The 16,118-nt window shown below is 40.2% G+C and carries 16 protein-coding genes and 5 tRNA genes; 8 read left to right on the plus strand and 13 right to left on the minus strand.

Annotated elements, in window-relative coordinates:
- Positions 1-156: 156 nt before the first annotated feature.
- From A923_RS0108325 to A923_RS0108375, 11 genes are all read right to left on the minus strand, one after another.
- Entirely contained in the window at positions 157-714 is a 558-nt protein-coding gene (locus A923_RS0108325) for a DUF3833 domain-containing protein (protein ID WP_017221211.1), read from the minus strand.
- 2 nt (positions 715-716) lie between these two features.
- Positions 717-1,265 (minus strand): chalcone isomerase family protein, encoded by a 549-nt coding sequence (locus A923_RS0108330; RefSeq protein WP_017221212.1) that lies wholly within the window; start codon positions 1,263-1,265, stop codon positions 717-719.
- A 44-nt stretch (positions 1,266-1,309) separates the two neighbouring features.
- Positions 1,310-1,834 carry a DUF2878 domain-containing protein gene (locus tag A923_RS0108335; RefSeq protein ID WP_017221213.1) on the minus strand — a complete coding sequence of 175 codons (525 nt, stop codon included), beginning with the start codon at positions 1,832-1,834 and terminating at the stop codon, positions 1,310-1,312.
- Positions 1,835-1,908: 74 nt separating this feature from the next.
- Positions 1,909-3,207, minus strand: coding sequence for an SAM-dependent methyltransferase (locus A923_RS0108340; protein ID WP_017221214.1), 1,299 nt, complete (start codon positions 3,205-3,207; stop codon positions 1,909-1,911).
- Between the two features lie 2 nt (positions 3,208-3,209).
- A complete protein-coding gene (locus tag A923_RS0108345; protein WP_017221215.1) occupies positions 3,210-3,986 on the minus strand; it encodes a DUF1365 domain-containing protein in 777 nt (258 codons plus the stop codon).
- Positions 3,983-5,251 carry an NAD(P)/FAD-dependent oxidoreductase gene (locus A923_RS0108350; RefSeq protein WP_017221216.1) on the minus strand — a complete coding sequence of 423 codons (1,269 nt, stop codon included), beginning with the start codon at positions 5,249-5,251 and terminating at the stop codon, positions 3,983-3,985. Before A923_RS0108350 ends, A923_RS0108345 begins: the two co-directional genes overlap by 4 nt.
- 122 nt (positions 5,252-5,373) lie before the next feature.
- On the minus strand, positions 5,374-6,093 hold the full coding sequence (locus A923_RS0108355; RefSeq protein WP_017221217.1) for an SDR family NAD(P)-dependent oxidoreductase: 720 nt from the start codon (positions 6,091-6,093) through the stop codon (positions 5,374-5,376).
- A gap of 25 nt (positions 6,094-6,118) precedes the next feature.
- Entirely contained in the window at positions 6,119-6,583 is a 465-nt protein-coding gene (locus A923_RS0108360; protein ID WP_017221218.1) for a nuclear transport factor 2 family protein, read from the minus strand.
- Between the two features lie 245 nt (positions 6,584-6,828).
- Positions 6,829-7,509, minus strand: coding sequence for a ChrR family anti-sigma-E factor (locus A923_RS0108365; protein WP_017221219.1), 681 nt, complete (start codon positions 7,507-7,509; stop codon positions 6,829-6,831).
- On the minus strand, positions 7,506-8,072 hold the full coding sequence (locus A923_RS0108370) for a sigma-70 family RNA polymerase sigma factor (RefSeq protein WP_017221220.1): 567 nt from the start codon (positions 8,070-8,072) through the stop codon (positions 7,506-7,508). Before A923_RS0108370 ends, A923_RS0108365 begins: the two co-directional genes overlap by 4 nt.
- 156 nt (positions 8,073-8,228) lie before the next feature.
- Complete coding sequence (locus A923_RS0108375) at positions 8,229-8,837, minus strand: LON peptidase substrate-binding domain-containing protein (protein ID WP_017221221.1); 609 nt, start codon at positions 8,835-8,837, stop codon at positions 8,229-8,231.
- Between the two features lie 263 nt (positions 8,838-9,100).
- Between A923_RS0108375 and A923_RS0108380 the strand changes: the two genes are divergently transcribed.
- The 7 genes from A923_RS0108380 to A923_RS0108410 all read left to right on the plus strand — a co-directional run bounded on the left by A923_RS0108380 (position 9,101) and on the right by A923_RS0108410 (position 10,847).
- Positions 9,101-9,634: a hypothetical protein gene (locus A923_RS0108380; protein ID WP_017221222.1), complete on the plus strand. Its 534-nt coding sequence runs from the start codon at positions 9,101-9,103 to the stop codon at positions 9,632-9,634.
- A gap of 218 nt (positions 9,635-9,852) precedes the next feature.
- A tRNA-Pro gene (locus A923_RS0108385) sits at positions 9,853-9,929 on the plus strand.
- Position 9,930: 1 nt separating this feature from the next.
- Positions 9,931-10,007, plus strand: a tRNA-Arg gene (locus A923_RS0108390).
- Between the two features lie 64 nt (positions 10,008-10,071).
- A tRNA-His gene (locus tag A923_RS0108395) sits at positions 10,072-10,147 on the plus strand.
- Between the two features lie 71 nt (positions 10,148-10,218).
- Positions 10,219-10,303: transfer RNA gene (locus A923_RS0108400), tRNA-Leu, on the plus strand.
- A 4-nt stretch (positions 10,304-10,307) separates the two neighbouring features.
- Positions 10,308-10,384: transfer RNA gene (locus A923_RS0108405), tRNA-Pro, on the plus strand.
- Between the two features lie 127 nt (positions 10,385-10,511).
- Positions 10,512-10,847 carry a hypothetical protein gene (locus A923_RS0108410; RefSeq protein WP_017221223.1) on the plus strand — a complete coding sequence of 112 codons (336 nt, stop codon included), beginning with the start codon at positions 10,512-10,514 and terminating at the stop codon, positions 10,845-10,847.
- A 159-nt stretch (positions 10,848-11,006) separates the two neighbouring features.
- On the opposite strand, the gene A923_RS0108415 is transcribed toward A923_RS0108410, so the two are convergent.
- Together A923_RS0108415 and A923_RS0108420 are read right to left on the minus strand one after the other, a co-directional pair.
- Positions 11,007-12,368, minus strand: a complete 1,362-nt coding sequence (locus A923_RS0108415; RefSeq protein WP_051039731.1) for an ABC1 kinase family protein — start codon at positions 12,366-12,368, stop codon at positions 11,007-11,009.
- 117 nt (positions 12,369-12,485) lie between these two features.
- The gene (locus A923_RS0108420) at positions 12,486-12,962 is read right to left on the minus strand and encodes a hypothetical protein (RefSeq protein ID WP_017221225.1); all 477 of its coding nucleotides are present in this window, start codon (positions 12,960-12,962) and stop codon (positions 12,486-12,488) included.
- Positions 12,963-13,144: 182 nt separating this feature from the next.
- Between A923_RS0108420 and A923_RS22120 the strand changes: the two genes are divergently transcribed.
- A complete protein-coding gene (locus A923_RS22120) occupies positions 13,145-15,871 on the plus strand; it encodes a sensor domain-containing protein (protein WP_026006150.1) in 2,727 nt (908 codons plus the stop codon).
- Positions 15,872-16,118: the final 247 nt, after the last annotated feature.

A 16,118-nucleotide genomic window follows, 5' to 3' on the forward strand; every position in this document is an offset into this window, starting at 1 on the left:
TTGTTGTTATAATCGCGATACATAGTCGCTATATGAATAAAAAAGCCATGCTAACCAATAGCATGGCTTTTTTGTATTCAGCGCTTAGGCATGAATGGTGTTTGTCGTATTCAGAACATGTACAGGGTTATGTTTTTCGTATTCAAATAGAGTACATTAGCTTTTCTTTTCGATAACGAGGTTGATCTCACCGACCTTAATGCCAAATTTGATAATATCGGTTTTGTTGAATAAGCGTTTTTCATCTAATAAATACATCCAGTCATCCAATGCCACTTCATAGTCAGAACCGTCGACATTGATCACAAGATCATACTGCCAATGTAATGCAGAACCTTGGGTTCTACCTTGGGCGATACCGATTACATCACTCGCTGTGCCTTCATATAAATTAGCTGATTTTTTGGTTATGCTCCAAATACGTGTTGATTGTTCACCATCATCAAAGGTAAACCATTCTTTAATCGTGCCTTGATTATCTTGCCATGTCGCGCTGAGATCAACATGAAAGCGGCGTGTCATTTTACCGTCTCGATCAAACACAATGCCATAGGCAATAAGCTCACCATCAAAGAAGGTATCAAACGCGAAAACGGGTGTTGTTTGTTGATAATCCTCTAGTGCAGGTGCGCTACAAGAGGCTATAAACAATAGTGCAAATACGCCTGTTGTTATCTGCCTTAATTTACCGAATATTTTTGTTAAAGCATGCATTGTTAATATCCTATTAGTTGCGTCCGTAAGTCAGGTCGTGATGTGTCTTTTGATAACCAAATCGCTAAAAATGATGAACCAAAGGCTTGATTCTCTAAACGTCCTAAGCTCTTGACACTATCGTTGTTAGGTAACGTTAAATCGTTAGATAAATAAAAGTGACTCACCTGCTGTTCATCGACAATAAGGGTGATGACATCACCTTCGTTAACATCTGGCCATATGCTGGCTAAATCCTTAAGCCATTGGCTTTCATCTGGTAAATTCAATCCAAGCTCTCGCCACTGCTTTTGCGTTGCTTCAATCAAGTCTTGCTGTGATATGTCACGTAAATAGGTGATTTTGAGTGCTTGTGGGTAACGCTTAATATCAAAGTCTGGTTGGCCAGAATAGAGTTCAGCCTTGTATAAAGTCCAAAACAGAAAACTCATTTCGCCTTCACCGTGTTTGTACATGTCACTGAGTAGCGGCATTGCCGATAAACGTAAGGGTATAAATAGCTGTAATAATAACAGCGCCCACAGGCAACTCATTTGGGTCATTCTATTCATGACTGCTCCTATTTATTACTGATACTGTTTATTATTGTTACTGCTCATGACTGTTCATGGCTGCTGGTATAGTCATACGTGATGACTTGCGCTAAATGGCTTAATAACGGTAATAAAACCAGCCACACTAGGGCATAAATAGCCACGTAGCTTACCGTCGTTATTTGTGTATCTAATGCGCCGGTTTTTAACGCCGCGTAATAGCTGAGTGGACCTGCTATCGCTCCTGCAAGCATGATATACAGCGGTTTTAGTATTGTGATCCAGCGTAGACTATGATTAAACGTCAGGGCTAATGCGCACCATAGTAATACCAGATAAAACGGAATGATGCCGCTATCAACATCGAGTACATCCATCGCCACTAATACTTGGTCTACCGTTGCGCCAACCAATGCTAATAACATAAATCGCATATCTGTTTGTCGGCTAGGGCTAAGCAGAAAATGTAATAGCAGTAGTACCAACATCAATTTTACGGCGCTATGTTGGTAAAATAATGCCAGTAGCAGCATCGATTGATAGATAGCAAAATTGATAACGTTAAAGTAACGATGAAGCATGCACATATTAGTGGACCCTGTCTTTGTCACTCGACATTGATAGCACTATGCTTTGATTAACACTGCCCGCGTTATTTAGCTCATAAGTAGTCAAGTATGATTTCATCATCGTGTTCCTTATTAAGTGGTTTCCTTGCGACGATGTGATGGGTGCTAATCACGCGTTCAATAAACGCACCTTCGCAATAACCAAAGTAGTAATGCCAGAGACGTTTAAATGCATCATCGTAACCAAAGGGCTGTATATCGCTCCAGTTTTCATCAAATTTAACGCGCCAATCATTTAAAGTACGCGCGTAATGCAAACCAATATCTTCAATATTATCGATCATCATGTCAGTCGATTTAGCAATATGCTCGCTCATTACTGACACAGACGGTAGACAACCACCGGGAAAGATATACTTTTGAATAAAATCAATGTTCTGTCTGTAGCTATCGTAGCGTTGATCGGCAATGGTAATGGCTTGAATGAGCATCTTGCCATTGGGTTTGAGTAAGCTATTACACTTCTCAAAAAAGCTGGGCATAAATGCATGGCCAACGGCTTCAATCATTTCGATAGAAACTAATTTATCGTAAGTGCCTTCCAGCAATCGGTAATCTTGTTTAAGCAGGGTGATCTTATCGTCGAGTTTAAGTGATCTCACTCGCGCTTGGGCATAGCTATATTGCTCTTCAGAGATTGTTGTCGACGTGACTTTACAACCATAATTGCTGGCCGCATATATGGCTAACGCGCCCCAGCCAGTGCCGATTTCAATCAATGTATCTGATGGTTTTAAATTAAGTTTGTCGCAAATGGTTTTTAATTTCAGTATTTGCGCTTGCTCTAAGGTGCTGTGCTGCGGTGAATATATCGCACATGAATACATCATTTCAGGATCTAAGAAACGGGTATATAAATCATTACCAAGATCATAATGAGCAAGGATATTTTTCTTTGAACCTGCTTGGGTATTGGTATTTTGATAATGTAAAAATTTATCTTTAAGCTTATTGAGCAAACTGCCGTTATTTTCAATATCATCGAGGGTATTTTGACTGCGCGCACACACACGTATCACGGCGGTTAAATCAGGACTTGACCATTTCTGGGTGAGATAACCTTCAGATGCGCCAACACTGCCACCACGAATAAAATCGATGTATAACGACGGGTCGTGGACAATCATTGTTCCTTTAAGGCTGGCATTTGGGTTACCCAGTTCAATGATGTCGCCATGCTCTTCAATTTGTAAGCAGGCATCTTCCATCTTATCTAATGTCGATAACACTAATGAACGGCATTTATTATTAAACCAGCTTAATTTTGTTTTCACATTTGCACGTTCAGTACTCGATGCTGGTTTTAAATCTAAATTTTGAGTTGTTGTCATTATTAATCTCCGTGCTTCTGATAAGAGATAAAGGGGATACGTTTAGCTACTAATTTAAGTGCTTGCCAGTAAATCAAGATCAATACTTTGATGACACTAAAGGGTAACGTTATCCAGCTCTTACCAAGTTCAATTGTTGTTATTTTGGTTTTGTCTAAGCGCATTGATACATCAAACAGCTTATTATTTTTTAAACCCGTATGGTTTAAATCAGTGCTGTTTAAACCAATGTTGTCGATGTTGACCTTCACTTTCTGTCCAGGTGCCGTTAACCGCCAGCGGTATTTCATATCCAACGTCATAAACGGGGACACATGAAACTCTTTTGGCGTTAGTGCGCTAGAGTGCATATCAACCAGATAGTAATGGCGTTGGTTCCAAGGGGTATTACTGACTTCGGCTAACATGTATTTACAGTCACCAGATTGCTCAAAACAGTAGTACAAGTTAATCGGGCTAAAATAAATTCCCAAACAACGACATTGGGCTAACATCAATACCCTCGAGCCATCCCAATCGCCCCCCAGTTTAGCTACTTTATTTTCTATACGTTGGCGCAGCGTACCAGGATCATTTTTTAAGTAATCTTTTTCAAAAAAGCGGATTGGATTAAACCAGTTTTTACCCAATAACCAATGTTGGGCAATAACATCATCGAGTTCGTCGAGATCTATGCCGAGCATGGCTATCTGATAAGTAAAGCTGTTTTTCCGTGGGCTAAAGCGGCGATGGGTGACTGAACCTTGGTAAAGACCACTGTGATAGTTTGTGTCTGTCATAAGCTAATACCAAAGCGTTTCGCTACGATAACGGCACTGTTGACGCCGTCTTCATGGAAACCATGGTGCCAGTAAGCACCAGTGAAGTGGGTGCGGTTTTGACCACAAATTTCATCTCGACGTTGTTGCGCCGCTAAGCTGAGGTGATTAAATACTGGGTGGTGATAGACAAATTTTTGAATGATTTTTTGTGGTTCAATTTGTTCGGTTTGATTCAAGGTCACACAGAAGGTATGTTTTGATTCAATGCCCTGCAGTATATTCATGTTGTAAGTCACGCAAGATGGCTTGGTGAGCTGCGCTTGTTTATCTGCACTGAGTAAATAATTCCAACTTGCCCATGAACGGGTATTTCTAGGCAGAATATTAATATCTGTGTGTAGCACCACTTCATTACGGCTATAAGGGATCGCGCCTAAAATAGCGGTTTCTTGCACTGATGGATCAGCGAGTAAGGTTAACGCTTGATCGGAATGGCAAGCAAATACCACTTCATCAAACAGCTGTTCACTGCCATCTGCGAATTGTATCGTTACATGGGTTGTGGTTCGGCTGACACGGGTAATATTGCTGTTTAATTGGATCTTGTCTTTGAATGATGCAATCAGCGGGGTGATATATTCTCGTGAGCCACCAGGGATCACGTACCACTGAGGTCTGTCTTGGATATTGAGCAAGCCATGATTAAAGAAAAAACGCACAAAGAATTTCAGTTGGAAATCTTTCATTTCGTTTAAGCTGGTGGACCAAATGGCTGCGCCCATCGGCAAAATATAATTCTGACAAAAGTAATCGGAAAAACCGTTTTCAGTTAAGAATGCCCCTAGCGTATGTTCGTCACTAATATCATCGGCATGATAATGGGCTTTACAACGTTTGTTAAAATTCAAAATTTCTGAGATTAACCGCCAAAATTTCAAGTTGAAAATATTCCGACGTTGTGAAAATAAACCATTTAAATCACAACCATTGTATTCCAAATTATTATTCTTGTTGAATACGCTAAAGCTCATCTCGGTGTCTTGTAATGGCACATTGAGTTGTTCGAGTAACTTTAAAAAATACGGGTAGGTTTTGTTGTTACACACGATAAAACCTGTATCAATGGCATAATCTTGACCATCGTAATGAATGTCTTTGGTTGCGGTATGGCCGCCGATGTAATCATTTTTTTCAAATACACGGATGTTATGTTGCTGATTTAATAAATAAGCACTGGTGAGTCCGGAGATGCCGGTACCGATAATTGCAATATTCTTTTTCATAATTCAACTTCCTTGTAGTGCTCTTTGTCGACAGATATTCTGTATTTGGTTAGATGTCATTGTCAGTTTTAGGCGCTATATTCTTTAGTATTTATGTTCAGTATTTGTTGATAACAATAGCCTTAAGACATTCTCAGGGCTATTCTTTGCCATAATGAAAAAGGCAACAAACGAATGATTTTCATGATCCAAATAAAATAACGCGGGAAGTTAATTTCAACCTTGTTGTTATCCAGTCCGGAGGCGATATAACTTGCGGCGCGTTCTGCTGTGACAATCTGGGGCATCACAAAGGTATTTTTTTGCGTTAATGGTGTATCAACAAACCCCGGATGAATAACGGACACATGAATGTTATGGGCCTTTAAATCTATGCTTAATGTTTTTGCAAGGTAACTGAGTCCAGCTTTTGACGCACCGTACGCCTCGGCGCGAGGGAGGGGGAGGAACGCTGCGCTAGAGCTAGTTAATGCCAATTTACCACCTGATTTTATTAATTTTAACCAGGCTTGCAAGCAGTAACCAACGGAAATTAAATTGGTGGTGATGATGCGGGCAAATAAATCACCGTCAAAATCTTTAGCATCATCAATATACTCACAGCCACCTGCATTAAGAATCAGTACATCTAATGGCGGTAAGTTTAAACTTGCCTCGGTGATACTCTGTTTCGATGTCACGTCGCAAACCAAGGGGGTGATATTGTCATATCCCGCGCTGAGTTTATTCAGTCGTTGAATATTACGACCGCCAGCAAATACTTGATAACCCTTGTCGGCGTAATGAGTGGCTAACGCTGCCCCAATACCTGATGATGCGCCTGTAATTAATATCGATTTCATGAGTTGTACTCCTTATGAATGCGCTTCATCCAACATGCTTTTTTAAATAACGGACGGCTTTACCAAGAACAGGAATATGTTCGTATAACATTGCGCCGACATCGAGATAATCACGGTGATATATCACTTTACCGTCGACTGCTTTAAGGTGTGAATGACCCGATACGGTGATGGCTTTGCCGGCATTTAATTTCGGATGAACGTAGGTCATATGCCAATAAATAGCGGCTTCTTTATCGTTAAGCAGTTGGTGGGTGATATCGAATGTGCAGGTGATTAAGTTGGTATACAGGTTTTCAAAGTAAGTGATCAGCTGGGTAATCCCCGCTACTTTATGCAAAGGATCTTGAAATTGAATATCATCATGATAAATGTCTGCAAGGGTGTGCAAGTTTGCTTTATTTAAACGTGTGTAGATTTCAATAAAATGATTGAGCCACTGTCCTTGATCTTGTTCCAATGTCGTATTACTTAGCGAGGTATTTATCATTGTTAATTCCATCTAATGATTAAGTACTATTTATAAATAGACTGTGTAAGTGCTATTTATAAGTGTTATGTCTTTAATACGGTTGGAAGCAGAAAAAGGATCACATGAATGATTCATTAAATGAGTCATTTAATTGTCGTAATGAAAAGAGTTGTGATACTAAAGAAAAGTGTAGCGAAAATAATGGGAGGGTGCATAACAATTTACGACAGTTTATCAATTAATTACAATAAACTGCCGTTGATTTAATAGATAAAGTTTCCGAGGGGGTTAAGTATTTTGGCTATGCCGTCAGTAAATGTCAGTGGACTATCTACCACGGTATAACAGAGACAACCTTGCTGAGTCGTGGGGCTATGGGTATGCTTATTATTGAGCACAATAAAATCACCTTTATTGTAGGTGCCCATTTCATCTTCAAAACTACCTTCGAGTAACAAGGTTAACTCAGTACCTTTGTGCGTATGGTTGGGAATGCTGCCGCCAGCTTGAATATGCAGTAAACTTGCGTGTATCGCACCTTCATTAAGATCTAACCGAGAACGGGTCAACTTGCCTACGTTAAGCTGTTTACCTAAGGCGATATGTTGTAATGCGCGCGGTAGTAGATATTCAGTGTGGTTAAAGCTAATAGCCTGCGGTACTGCCGCTGTCGCATGAATTATCTCATCATTGCCAGTGATCGAGCAGATTAAACTGTCTATTTCCCAGTCATTAAATAACATGTCAGCTGTCAAATCAGACTCTTCGTCGGCAGCTGATGAAATGAAGGTACTTGTTGCATGAGTTGACTCTAACTGCGCTACTTTGTTTCGACAAATCTCGCAAAGCTCAGTATGCATTGCGATAGCAGCACTGAACGAGGCAGGTAGTTGACCTGTCACGAAGGTATCGAGTAACTCATGGCTAGGGTGATATTTAATCATGAATCTTCTCCGATATACTGTTTTAACTTGGCGAGCGCTAGGCGTAATCTTGATTTTACGGTACCGACCGGGATATCAAGTTGCTTAGCCAGTTGTTCTTGCGACAGTTCGTTGAAGTACACACCCTTAATTATTTGTTTCTGGTTTTCGGGTAACTGATCAACATGAACGGACATGGTTCGGCTCATCAGGTGATCGGGGTAAGCATCTTCATTACTGTTTTCATCGCTGTCGAGCATAGGCCAGATATCATCACTAATGGTATCTTCTTTGTTAGATTGGATTTTTCTGAGCATATCAAAAGACACGTTACGCATAACGGTATACACCCAGGTGCTGGCTTTACCTTTGGTATCATCGTAGGTATGGGCTTTCTTCCATACTTTGGTCATTGTTTCTTGCAACAATTCCTTGGCATGCGCCTCGGTATTTAATGTTTTGATACCAAAGCGGATTATTTTGGGCGCAAACCATTTGAACAAAGTTGCAAAGGCTACTTTATCTCGTGCATTGCCGATTTTAACTAAGCAGGTACTTAGTTGTTGTGTTTCGTCATCTTCCATTATGAACTTTTTAGTTACGTAATTGACGCGAGGTGAATTACTTATACTTATCGGATTTATCATCTGGATTCTTCATATAATGTAGCCATGCGTAAAGAGTCATACGTGACGATGAATAACATCGATCACTTTATTTCTATAACTTATTTAAATAAGTTAGGCAGGCGCATTATTATGTCCATTAATTGTAGTATGCAAGAAGGCTAAGCATTGTTCAAAGCTTTCTGGCGCCATAAAGTTAATTTTATGTTTAATGTCGAGGGGTAATAGTTCGATAAAGCGCGCACATACCCAGCGTAGGTCTTGTCCATTGGCGTGAGGGTAAAGCGAGGCTAAGTTTTGATGTTCCTCAAAGATGGCGCTTAATACTGAGGTTAACTTTCTATTTTGGCTATTATTTTGGTCAATGTTACTGACTTCATTACTGTCAGGCCAATGCTGCAGCTCGTGATAACGTCCTTTGAGCAAACCATCGACATCAGATTCGACGGCCGTTATTTCAATTAATCGCTTGGCCTTGATATCGATGCTCAGCAAGCCGTCGTCAGATGTATTAAAATCAATGATTTCGACCCAAGCTGCGATGCTGTGATCCGCGGTTGCTAAAGTGCTATCCGTTTTTGATTGGTTATAGGGTAATAAAGCAAAGCCGCCATTTCGATAAGACTCTGTTACTAGACGCATGTATTTGGGTTCAAATATACTCAAGCGTGTTACCCCGCCGGGGAGTAATACGATAGGTAAGGGAAAGATTGCTAACATCATAAGTAGTGCCTCGAATTAATCTGACACTCTACAATACGTGCGGATGCCTGGAATCGATCATTTATATTGGGTGCACTTGTTTTATAAGGAATGCATAAGGAGTGCATAAGGAGTGCATAAGGAGTGAATAGTGAGAGAGTAATTAACGATTAATAAGTGAATAAATAACATTCACAGTGATCGAAGTGATAAATACCGGCGTATTGACCAGGCATACAATGACTTAGAACCTCATTCTCAACTCTAACTATAAGCAGGTGAACATGGATAAATTAAAATGGATCTTTATCGCATTAACGGTATTACTGGTTGGCTGTTCGTCGAGTTACAGCAATCAATCGTTAGTGGGGCAGGTATTGCCGACTTTTTCTGGGCAGACGCTGGAAAAACAAGATGTGTCGATGCCCGATTTATTTGGCAATAAACCGACGTTATTGCTGGTGGGTTATAAACAAGATACCCAGTTTGATATTGACCGTTGGTTAATCGGATTAGACATGACGAGTACACTTGTCGACATTTACGAATTACCTGCTATCCAAGGTATGTTTCCAAAAATGTTCAGTTCTATGATTAATAACGGTATGCGACGCGGAATACCGAAGGAATTATGGGGTGGGGTGATCACTTTATATAACGACGGCGAAAAAATGCAGGCGTACACGGGTAATGAAAATCCGAATAACGCGCGTATCATCTTGTTAAATAGCAATAATGAGATTGTTTACTTTTATGATCGCGGTTTTTCTGTGGGCGCTTTGAATAACCTACGAACCGCATTGGCTGGGCTAGAGTGATATTGACTAAACAGTTCACCAGTGAGTTAAAAGAGCTCAATATTTGAGTGAAAACAGCGAACAAGCGTTATTTTGCAGTTAAATTCTACATATTGCGGTGTTTATTACATTTGTCGTATAACTAATGAGCAGAATGAATAGAGGCATTAAAAAAGTTTGACGAGTTCAGTCCAACTCTGTAATATCCACCTCGTTGACAAGGCATTGCCTCCAACGTTCGGTGATTAGCGCAGCTTGGTAGCGCACCTGGTTTGGGACCAGGGGGTCAGAGGTTCGAATCCTCTATCACCGACCACGACTCCTTAGCTCAGTTGGATAGAGCAACGGCCTTCTAAGCCGTAGGCCATAGGTTCGAATCCTATAGGGGTCACCATATTATCTATGTAAAAGTAGAGAGTTGATTCGTTTACCAAAACGGGTTGATGTAAAAGTTTGTGGCGGTTGTAGCTCAGTTGGTAGAGCCCCGGATTGTGATTCCGGTTGTCGAGGGTTCAATCCCCTTCAGTCGCCCCATATTTGATAACACGCTAAGGTGATGTTATCGACCCTTGTCAGTATTACCTGCTGATAAGTTGATAGTTAGTGCGGGAGTGGCGGAATTGGTAGACGCGCTAGATTTAGGTTCTAGTATCTTAGGGTGTGAGAGTTCAAGTCTCTCCTTCCGCACCATGTTCGGTGATTAGCGCAGCTTGGTAGCGCACCTGGTTTGGGACCAGGGGGTCAGAGGTTCGAATCCTCTATCACCGACCACTTATTTATTCCAAGTAATTGGAATTCGAAAAAGCCTGCTCATTGAGCAGGCTTTTTTCGTTACAACGTTTTTCAAATTATTGCTGCTTATTGGTTTAAGTAAGCATTTAAAAACAAGGGCCTACATATGACTGATAATACACAATTTTTAGAAAAGCTAAACAACGACATCGACGTTAAATTACAATTTGTTGATTACGCTGAGTTAAAAGTAAATAAGCATTTAGCGAAAGCAGACCAACCAAAAACACAACACTTTGCAATTAGTTCTGCATTGTTAGCGTTAGAAGAAGAGCAAAACACAGCGACTTACTCGGCGTTATTGAAGTTGTTAGTTGTACAGCTTGAAACTTACCTTACGCTACCTGTTAAAACTGTTGCTGATGATTTCCGTGCTGAAATGACAGACAATATCGCGCAAATAAACGCGCTTGTAGCGGACGTTGAAGCTGCTGCACTTTAGACCGTTACAACATCGTCTGTTACAAGATAGACAGTTTTAACTTGAATGTGGTGTTATGTTTGAGTTAATGGTGTTAGTGCCAGTTAAAAGTATATAGAAAGATGAAAGCCTGCTTAGATAGCAGGCTTTTTTGGTTTTAGAAGATCTGTACTACTAACTTCAACTATGCGTTTCAATCATATGTTCTTGCTCACTGCTTATATCCATTTTATCCACATAAGGTTCGAATAATGCAGACACATTGACTTTGGCATTTAGTCTCGCTGCCAATAAATATAATCCAGCCAACTTACGATGGATAAAGATCGCATCGACAGGTGGTGTATGCCATTGGTCTTGTCTGTTATTTATCGCCATGCCAGCTTGTTTAATGCGATAAGCTAAATCGGTACTGGCAAAATCATACTCTTCCTGGCACTGCAAAGGCTCGGTTGCGATTATAAACGTGCTTAAAACCTGTTGCAGGTAGTCGTTATCGATATCTTGACCAAAAAATCCTATGTGCTCTGCCGCTTGTTGCATCGCAGGGCGGTCGCCTCGGCTAGCGGCATGAATTAAAGCGAGGTAGCCTTGGCTAATTGCAGGTGGGATATCTCGGGTGGCACCAAAATCAAGTAACACTATTTTTTGTTGTTCGGCTTGGTATAAGTAGTTGGCGAAATTAGGGTCGGTTTGCATTAGTTTAAAGTCGAATAACTCGGCAAAAAACAATCGAATAAGTTGGGTTGCTATGTTGTCCCTTTGTTGCTGAGATTGATTAACAGCTTGCTCTATGGTTCTACCATCGACATAAGTCATTAAGAGAATATTGTCAGTACATTGGTCTAATAACACTTCTGGAATGATAAAATGCGGGTCTTGCCCAAGTAATAAACCATAACGACGATTGAAGGCCGCTTCTTGCTGGTAATCCGCTTCTACTTTAAGTTGTTTTTTAGCTTCATCAAGTAAAGAATCTAGCGAAATTTGTTCTGGCAATAACCCCGATAATTTTAAAAGGATGGCAACATTATCGACATCTGCATCGATTGATTGACGCACGCCTGGGTATTGCACTTTTACAGCTAACTTTTCGCCATGGTCGCCATAGGCTAAATGTACTTGGCCTATTGAAGCTGAAGCGAAAGGTTTTAATTCAAACTGGCTAAATTGATCAAGCCAGTCTTGCCCCCAATTATCTGTTAATACTCTTCGAAGTTGTTTATACGGCATTGGGTGGGCATCAGAGCGTAGCTTACTGAGTAAAGTGCTAAGTTCTTTTGGTAGTAAATCACCCGCATCCATCGATAACAACTGTCCGACTTTCATCGCGGCGCCCCGTAACTGGGCGAGTTTATCGGCTAGATTTTCAATATTTCGAGGTGTTAATAGTAACTTAGACAATGTCGGTGTTTTCCCTTGAGAAAACTGCTTAACCCCCTCCAAGGCGACGTTGCCTACCACTTGCACAACTAAACCGCCCAATTTAGACATTCGTGAAAGCTTAGAGGTCGGCACTCTTTTTCCTATATATTTTGGCATTGTTAACTCGCTACCTAAGATGGATACACACGTATAATTCATACGTAATAAATGCCTATAAAGATCACTGCAATAGCGTGAGCATTTAAACTTAAGTATCAAATATGATTGGCTTTTCTAAAATGAAAAACCAATCATAAATTCGCCAGTCGCGTCTTCGTTAGAAAATATCGCTCTGTCTGATGTGTATTTTTCTTGGCGAAGACCGGCACTAAAGAACATAGGCGAGTTAATATAAGCGATGCCAACACGATAACCATACGCATCTATATCACTGTTATCTTCGACAAAGTAACGGCTGTATAGCAAACCCACATAGGGTTTAAATTGTGCTGATGCGGGAATGTAATAGGTGGACTCTACAGTTGCTTTTGAAACTGTAGGCTTACCTGAAAACCAGTATTCATAAGCAGCACCAACAGCAAGGTTATCTAAGGCAAAATAGTTAATTGAAGCGCCCGCAATGGTGTAGTTCTCGGAACCAATTGAAGCACCGCCTAGTTTTATTCCCACAGACTTACTGCCCGCTGTTAACGAGGCTGAATGGGTAAGGTTACTGAGTAAAAGAAAAGTAGTGAAAAGTATAATTTTCATGATTATCCCTTCAAAAATAGCGTTTGTGTAAATTTCATACTAATTAATAGGATAGATCATTGCGCGCATATTGTGCCAGATCATAGATTAGTATGTTAACGGCTGTAACTTATTGCGTTCATTTGCATTGTTATAATTAACAATTCAATATGATAGTTTATGATTCACAGTGGTATTATCTTTTGTTCCTGCCAGTAAAAAATAGCTTTCGGATCTACGTTGCTATTGCGATTTATGTCATATGGGTATTCATTTTTTCGGAATTAAATTACTTTAAAGAAAAGAAACATCTGTATTCCTTTTTGGATCAAGATCTTAAAAATGCAGCATTACTTATCCCCGCTATCTTACCCAAAGGCTTTCACCATCAGGAAATGAGCAAAACCGATCTGTCTAAACAACAAGATCTTGCTATTACCTTAACTTTATCTGAATATACTCAGCGCACTGATATTGTGTATCTTTATACATTGATATTGCGAGATAATGCCATTTTCTATACCAGCTCAAGTGCTTCTGACGCTGAGCTGAATACTAATACGTTTGCGTTTAACTATTTTGAGCATTACGACGACGCAGCAACTGATATTGCGGCCATCTTTAAGAATAACCAAAGCCAAATTCATCAAAGTAGCGATAAGTGGGGCGATTTTCGTAGTATCCTTATTCCAATGAAGGCAGATGATGGTAGCGTATATATTGTTGGTGCCGATCTTTCAATTGACTATATTGATTCGTTATTAAATGAAAACTTATACCTCACTTTAATTATCTCTGCGTTATTTTTATTGTTTGCCACCCCGTTATTTATTGTGCTTAGTTCTGAACCTCGCCGGCAGATGAAAATTTTGGCCCAAAAAGTAGCAAAACAAACATCTGAGTTGGTTGAAAGTGAAGCGAAGCTCACATCCATTTTTGACCATTCTCCCGTTGGTATATTCCACTATGATAATAATGGTGTGATCAAAAAAACCAATCGACGTTTTGAGGAAATTCTCCGAGCAGATCGGGATACGCTTATTGGCTTTAACATGCTGGAAAAGCTTCAAAACATTGAAATGCTCAACATGGTGAAGCAGTCGCTACAAGGTAAAGTGAGTAGATATGAAGGCCCTTATACATCGGTATCTGGCCAACGCTTTATGCATATACATGCCAATTTCGTCCCGCTTTATTCCAGTGCTGGAGAGTTAGACGGTGGTATCGGTGTTTATAATGACATAACTGAAATACAGCAAAATACAGCAAATTTCAAAAAACTATCTACGGTTGTTGAATACAGCCCTGAGAGTATCTTTATAACGGATACTAGCGGTCTCATTGAGTATGTAAATCCAAAGTTTACAGTCACCACTGGTTATACTGGAACCGAAGTTATTGGTAAAAAAGCCAATGTTTTTCGTTCAAAAGATACCCCTGACCGTGTTTATAAAGATCTATGGGCAACGATATTAGCAGGTGATGAATGGCGTGGTGAATTAAAAAACTGTAAGAAAAGTGGTGAATTATTCTGGGCTCAAGTCTGTATTGTCCCGGTCAAAAATGAGGGCGTTATAACCCATTTTATTGGTATACAAGTCGATGTAACCAAAGCCCGAATGTCGTCACAAAAAATATCCTATCAAGCGACGCACGACATGTTGACAGGGTTAATTAATCGTTATGAGTTTGAGGAGCTACTTGGGAAGAATATCTCGTCAGCCCAACAAGATAATACTACTCATGCATTATGCTTCTTAGACTTAGATCAGTTTAAAATTATCAATGATACTTGCGGTCATATGGCTGGAGATGAACTGTTACGCCAATTAGGTATGTTGTTAAGTAGACATATTGAACCACAAGATATATTAGCTCGGTTAGGCGGTGATGAATTTGCCATTTTAATGACGCAATGTAATCTTGTGCAAGCCGAGACAAAGGCGCAGGGTATATTGGCATTAATTGCGAACTTTCAGTTTATGTGGGAAAAAAACATATTCAGTATCGGTGCGAGTATCGGCTTGGCTGAAATAAACCGTCAAACTAAAAATATTACCGAAATATTAATCGGTGTTGATTCTGCTTGTTATGCCGCTAAAGATTTAGGGCGTAACCGTATTCATATTTATCATTCTGAGGATGCATTGTTAGTTAAACGTGATGGTGAATTCCGTTGGGTTAATGAATTAAAATACGCATTATATGAGAATAGATTTGAACTCTATGCACAACCGATTGTATCGCTTTCAGACTCGTCTAAAAAGCCTATCTATGAAGTGTTGCTGCGTCTGCGTACTCGAAAGGGTGTCATTGTGCCGCCTGGTGCATTTTTACCCGCGGCAGAACGTTATAATTTATCCGACGCTATAGACAGGTGGGTCGTCGATCACACCTTTGCTTGGATGGAACTACATTTACAGCATTTAGACCATGTTGATCATCTCGCCATCAACCTGTCCGGTACATCATTGGGGAATCAGACGCTACTTCGTCATATCATGCAGCAGATCACATTACATAATTTACCACCAAGCATGATCAAGTTTGAAATAACAGAAACAGCCGCGATCAGTAATTTGCGAGACGCGACTTCATTTATCAAAACATTACGTGATTTTGGTTGTCAGTTTGCACTGGATGATTTTGGCAGTGGTTTGTCTTCATTTGCCTACTTGAAGAATTTACCTGTGTGTACATTGAAGATCGACGGCATGTTTGTTAAAGATATTTTGGACGATCCGATAGATGAAGCTATGGTTAAATCAATCAATGATATTGGTCATGTCATGGGCATGAAAACGATTGCCGAGTTTGTTGAAAGTGATGCTATCAGGCAGCGATTACAAGAAATGGGCGTCGATTATGCGCAAGGTTATGGGATTGGCAAACCCGCGCCGATTAACGAGATACTAAAATCGAGAGGTTAACCGCCATCACAGAATAGCAGCATGCCTAAATTTGATATTCCTCGTGCGTGCTGCACTTATTGCTTGAATCCAGCAACCCTTTGTTTACCTTACGCTGCGCGAGCTGATAGCTTTTACTTATCAAATGAAAGAAATTTCCAGTTATGTTTATTGTTATACAAAAGGTAGTGTGAAGATCTTATTTTGCGTATGTTAAAGATCACCGTAAAAAAGCCTTGTGGCGCCTAGTGGTTTTTAACATCAATCG

Source organism: Moritella dasanensis ArB 0140, from assembly GCF_000276805.1.
In the GTDB taxonomy this organism is placed as follows: domain Bacteria; phylum Pseudomonadota; class Gammaproteobacteria; order Enterobacterales; family Moritellaceae; genus Moritella; species Moritella dasanensis.

Bases quoted from the DNA above. Each gene is read 5' to 3' on its own strand.
- A923_RS0108325 (WP_017221211.1), bottom strand. From the start codon at position 714: ATGCATGCTTTAACAAAAATATTCGGTAAATTAAGGCAGATAACAACA.
- A923_RS0108330 (WP_017221212.1), bottom strand. From the start codon at position 1,265: ATGAATAGAATGACCCAAATGAGTTGCCTGTGGGCGCTGTTATTATTA.
- A923_RS0108335 (WP_017221213.1), bottom strand. From the start codon at position 1,834: ATGTGCATGCTTCATCGTTACTTTAACGTTATCAATTTTGCTATCTAT.
- A923_RS0108340 (WP_017221214.1), bottom strand. From the start codon at position 3,207: ATGACAACAACTCAAAATTTAGATTTAAAACCAGCATCGAGTACTGAA.
- A923_RS0108345 (WP_017221215.1), bottom strand. From the start codon at position 3,986: ATGACAGACACAAACTATCACAGTGGTCTTTACCAAGGTTCAGTCACC.
- A923_RS0108350 (WP_017221216.1), bottom strand. From the start codon at position 5,251: ATGAAAAAGAATATTGCAATTATCGGTACCGGCATCTCCGGACTCACC.
- A923_RS0108355 (WP_017221217.1), bottom strand. From the start codon at position 6,093: ATGAAATCGATATTAATTACAGGCGCATCATCAGGTATTGGGGCAGCG.
- A923_RS0108360 (WP_017221218.1), bottom strand. From the start codon at position 6,583: ATGATAAATACCTCGCTAAGTAATACGACATTGGAACAAGATCAAGGA.
- A923_RS0108365 (WP_017221219.1), bottom strand. From the start codon at position 7,509: ATGATTAAATATCACCCTAGCCATGAGTTACTCGATACCTTCGTGACA.
- A923_RS0108370 (WP_017221220.1), bottom strand. From the start codon at position 8,072: ATGGAAGATGACGAAACACAACAACTAAGTACCTGCTTAGTTAAAATC.
- A923_RS0108375 (WP_017221221.1), bottom strand. From the start codon at position 8,837: ATGATGTTAGCAATCTTTCCCTTACCTATCGTATTACTCCCCGGCGGG.
- A923_RS0108380 (WP_017221222.1), top strand. From the start codon at position 9,101: ATGGATAAATTAAAATGGATCTTTATCGCATTAACGGTATTACTGGTT.
- A923_RS0108410 (WP_017221223.1), top strand. From the start codon at position 10,512: ATGACTGATAATACACAATTTTTAGAAAAGCTAAACAACGACATCGAC.
- A923_RS0108415 (WP_051039731.1), bottom strand. From the start codon at position 12,368: ATGCCAAAATATATAGGAAAAAGAGTGCCGACCTCTAAGCTTTCACGA.
- A923_RS0108420 (WP_017221225.1), bottom strand. From the start codon at position 12,962: ATGAAAATTATACTTTTCACTACTTTTCTTTTACTCAGTAACCTTACC.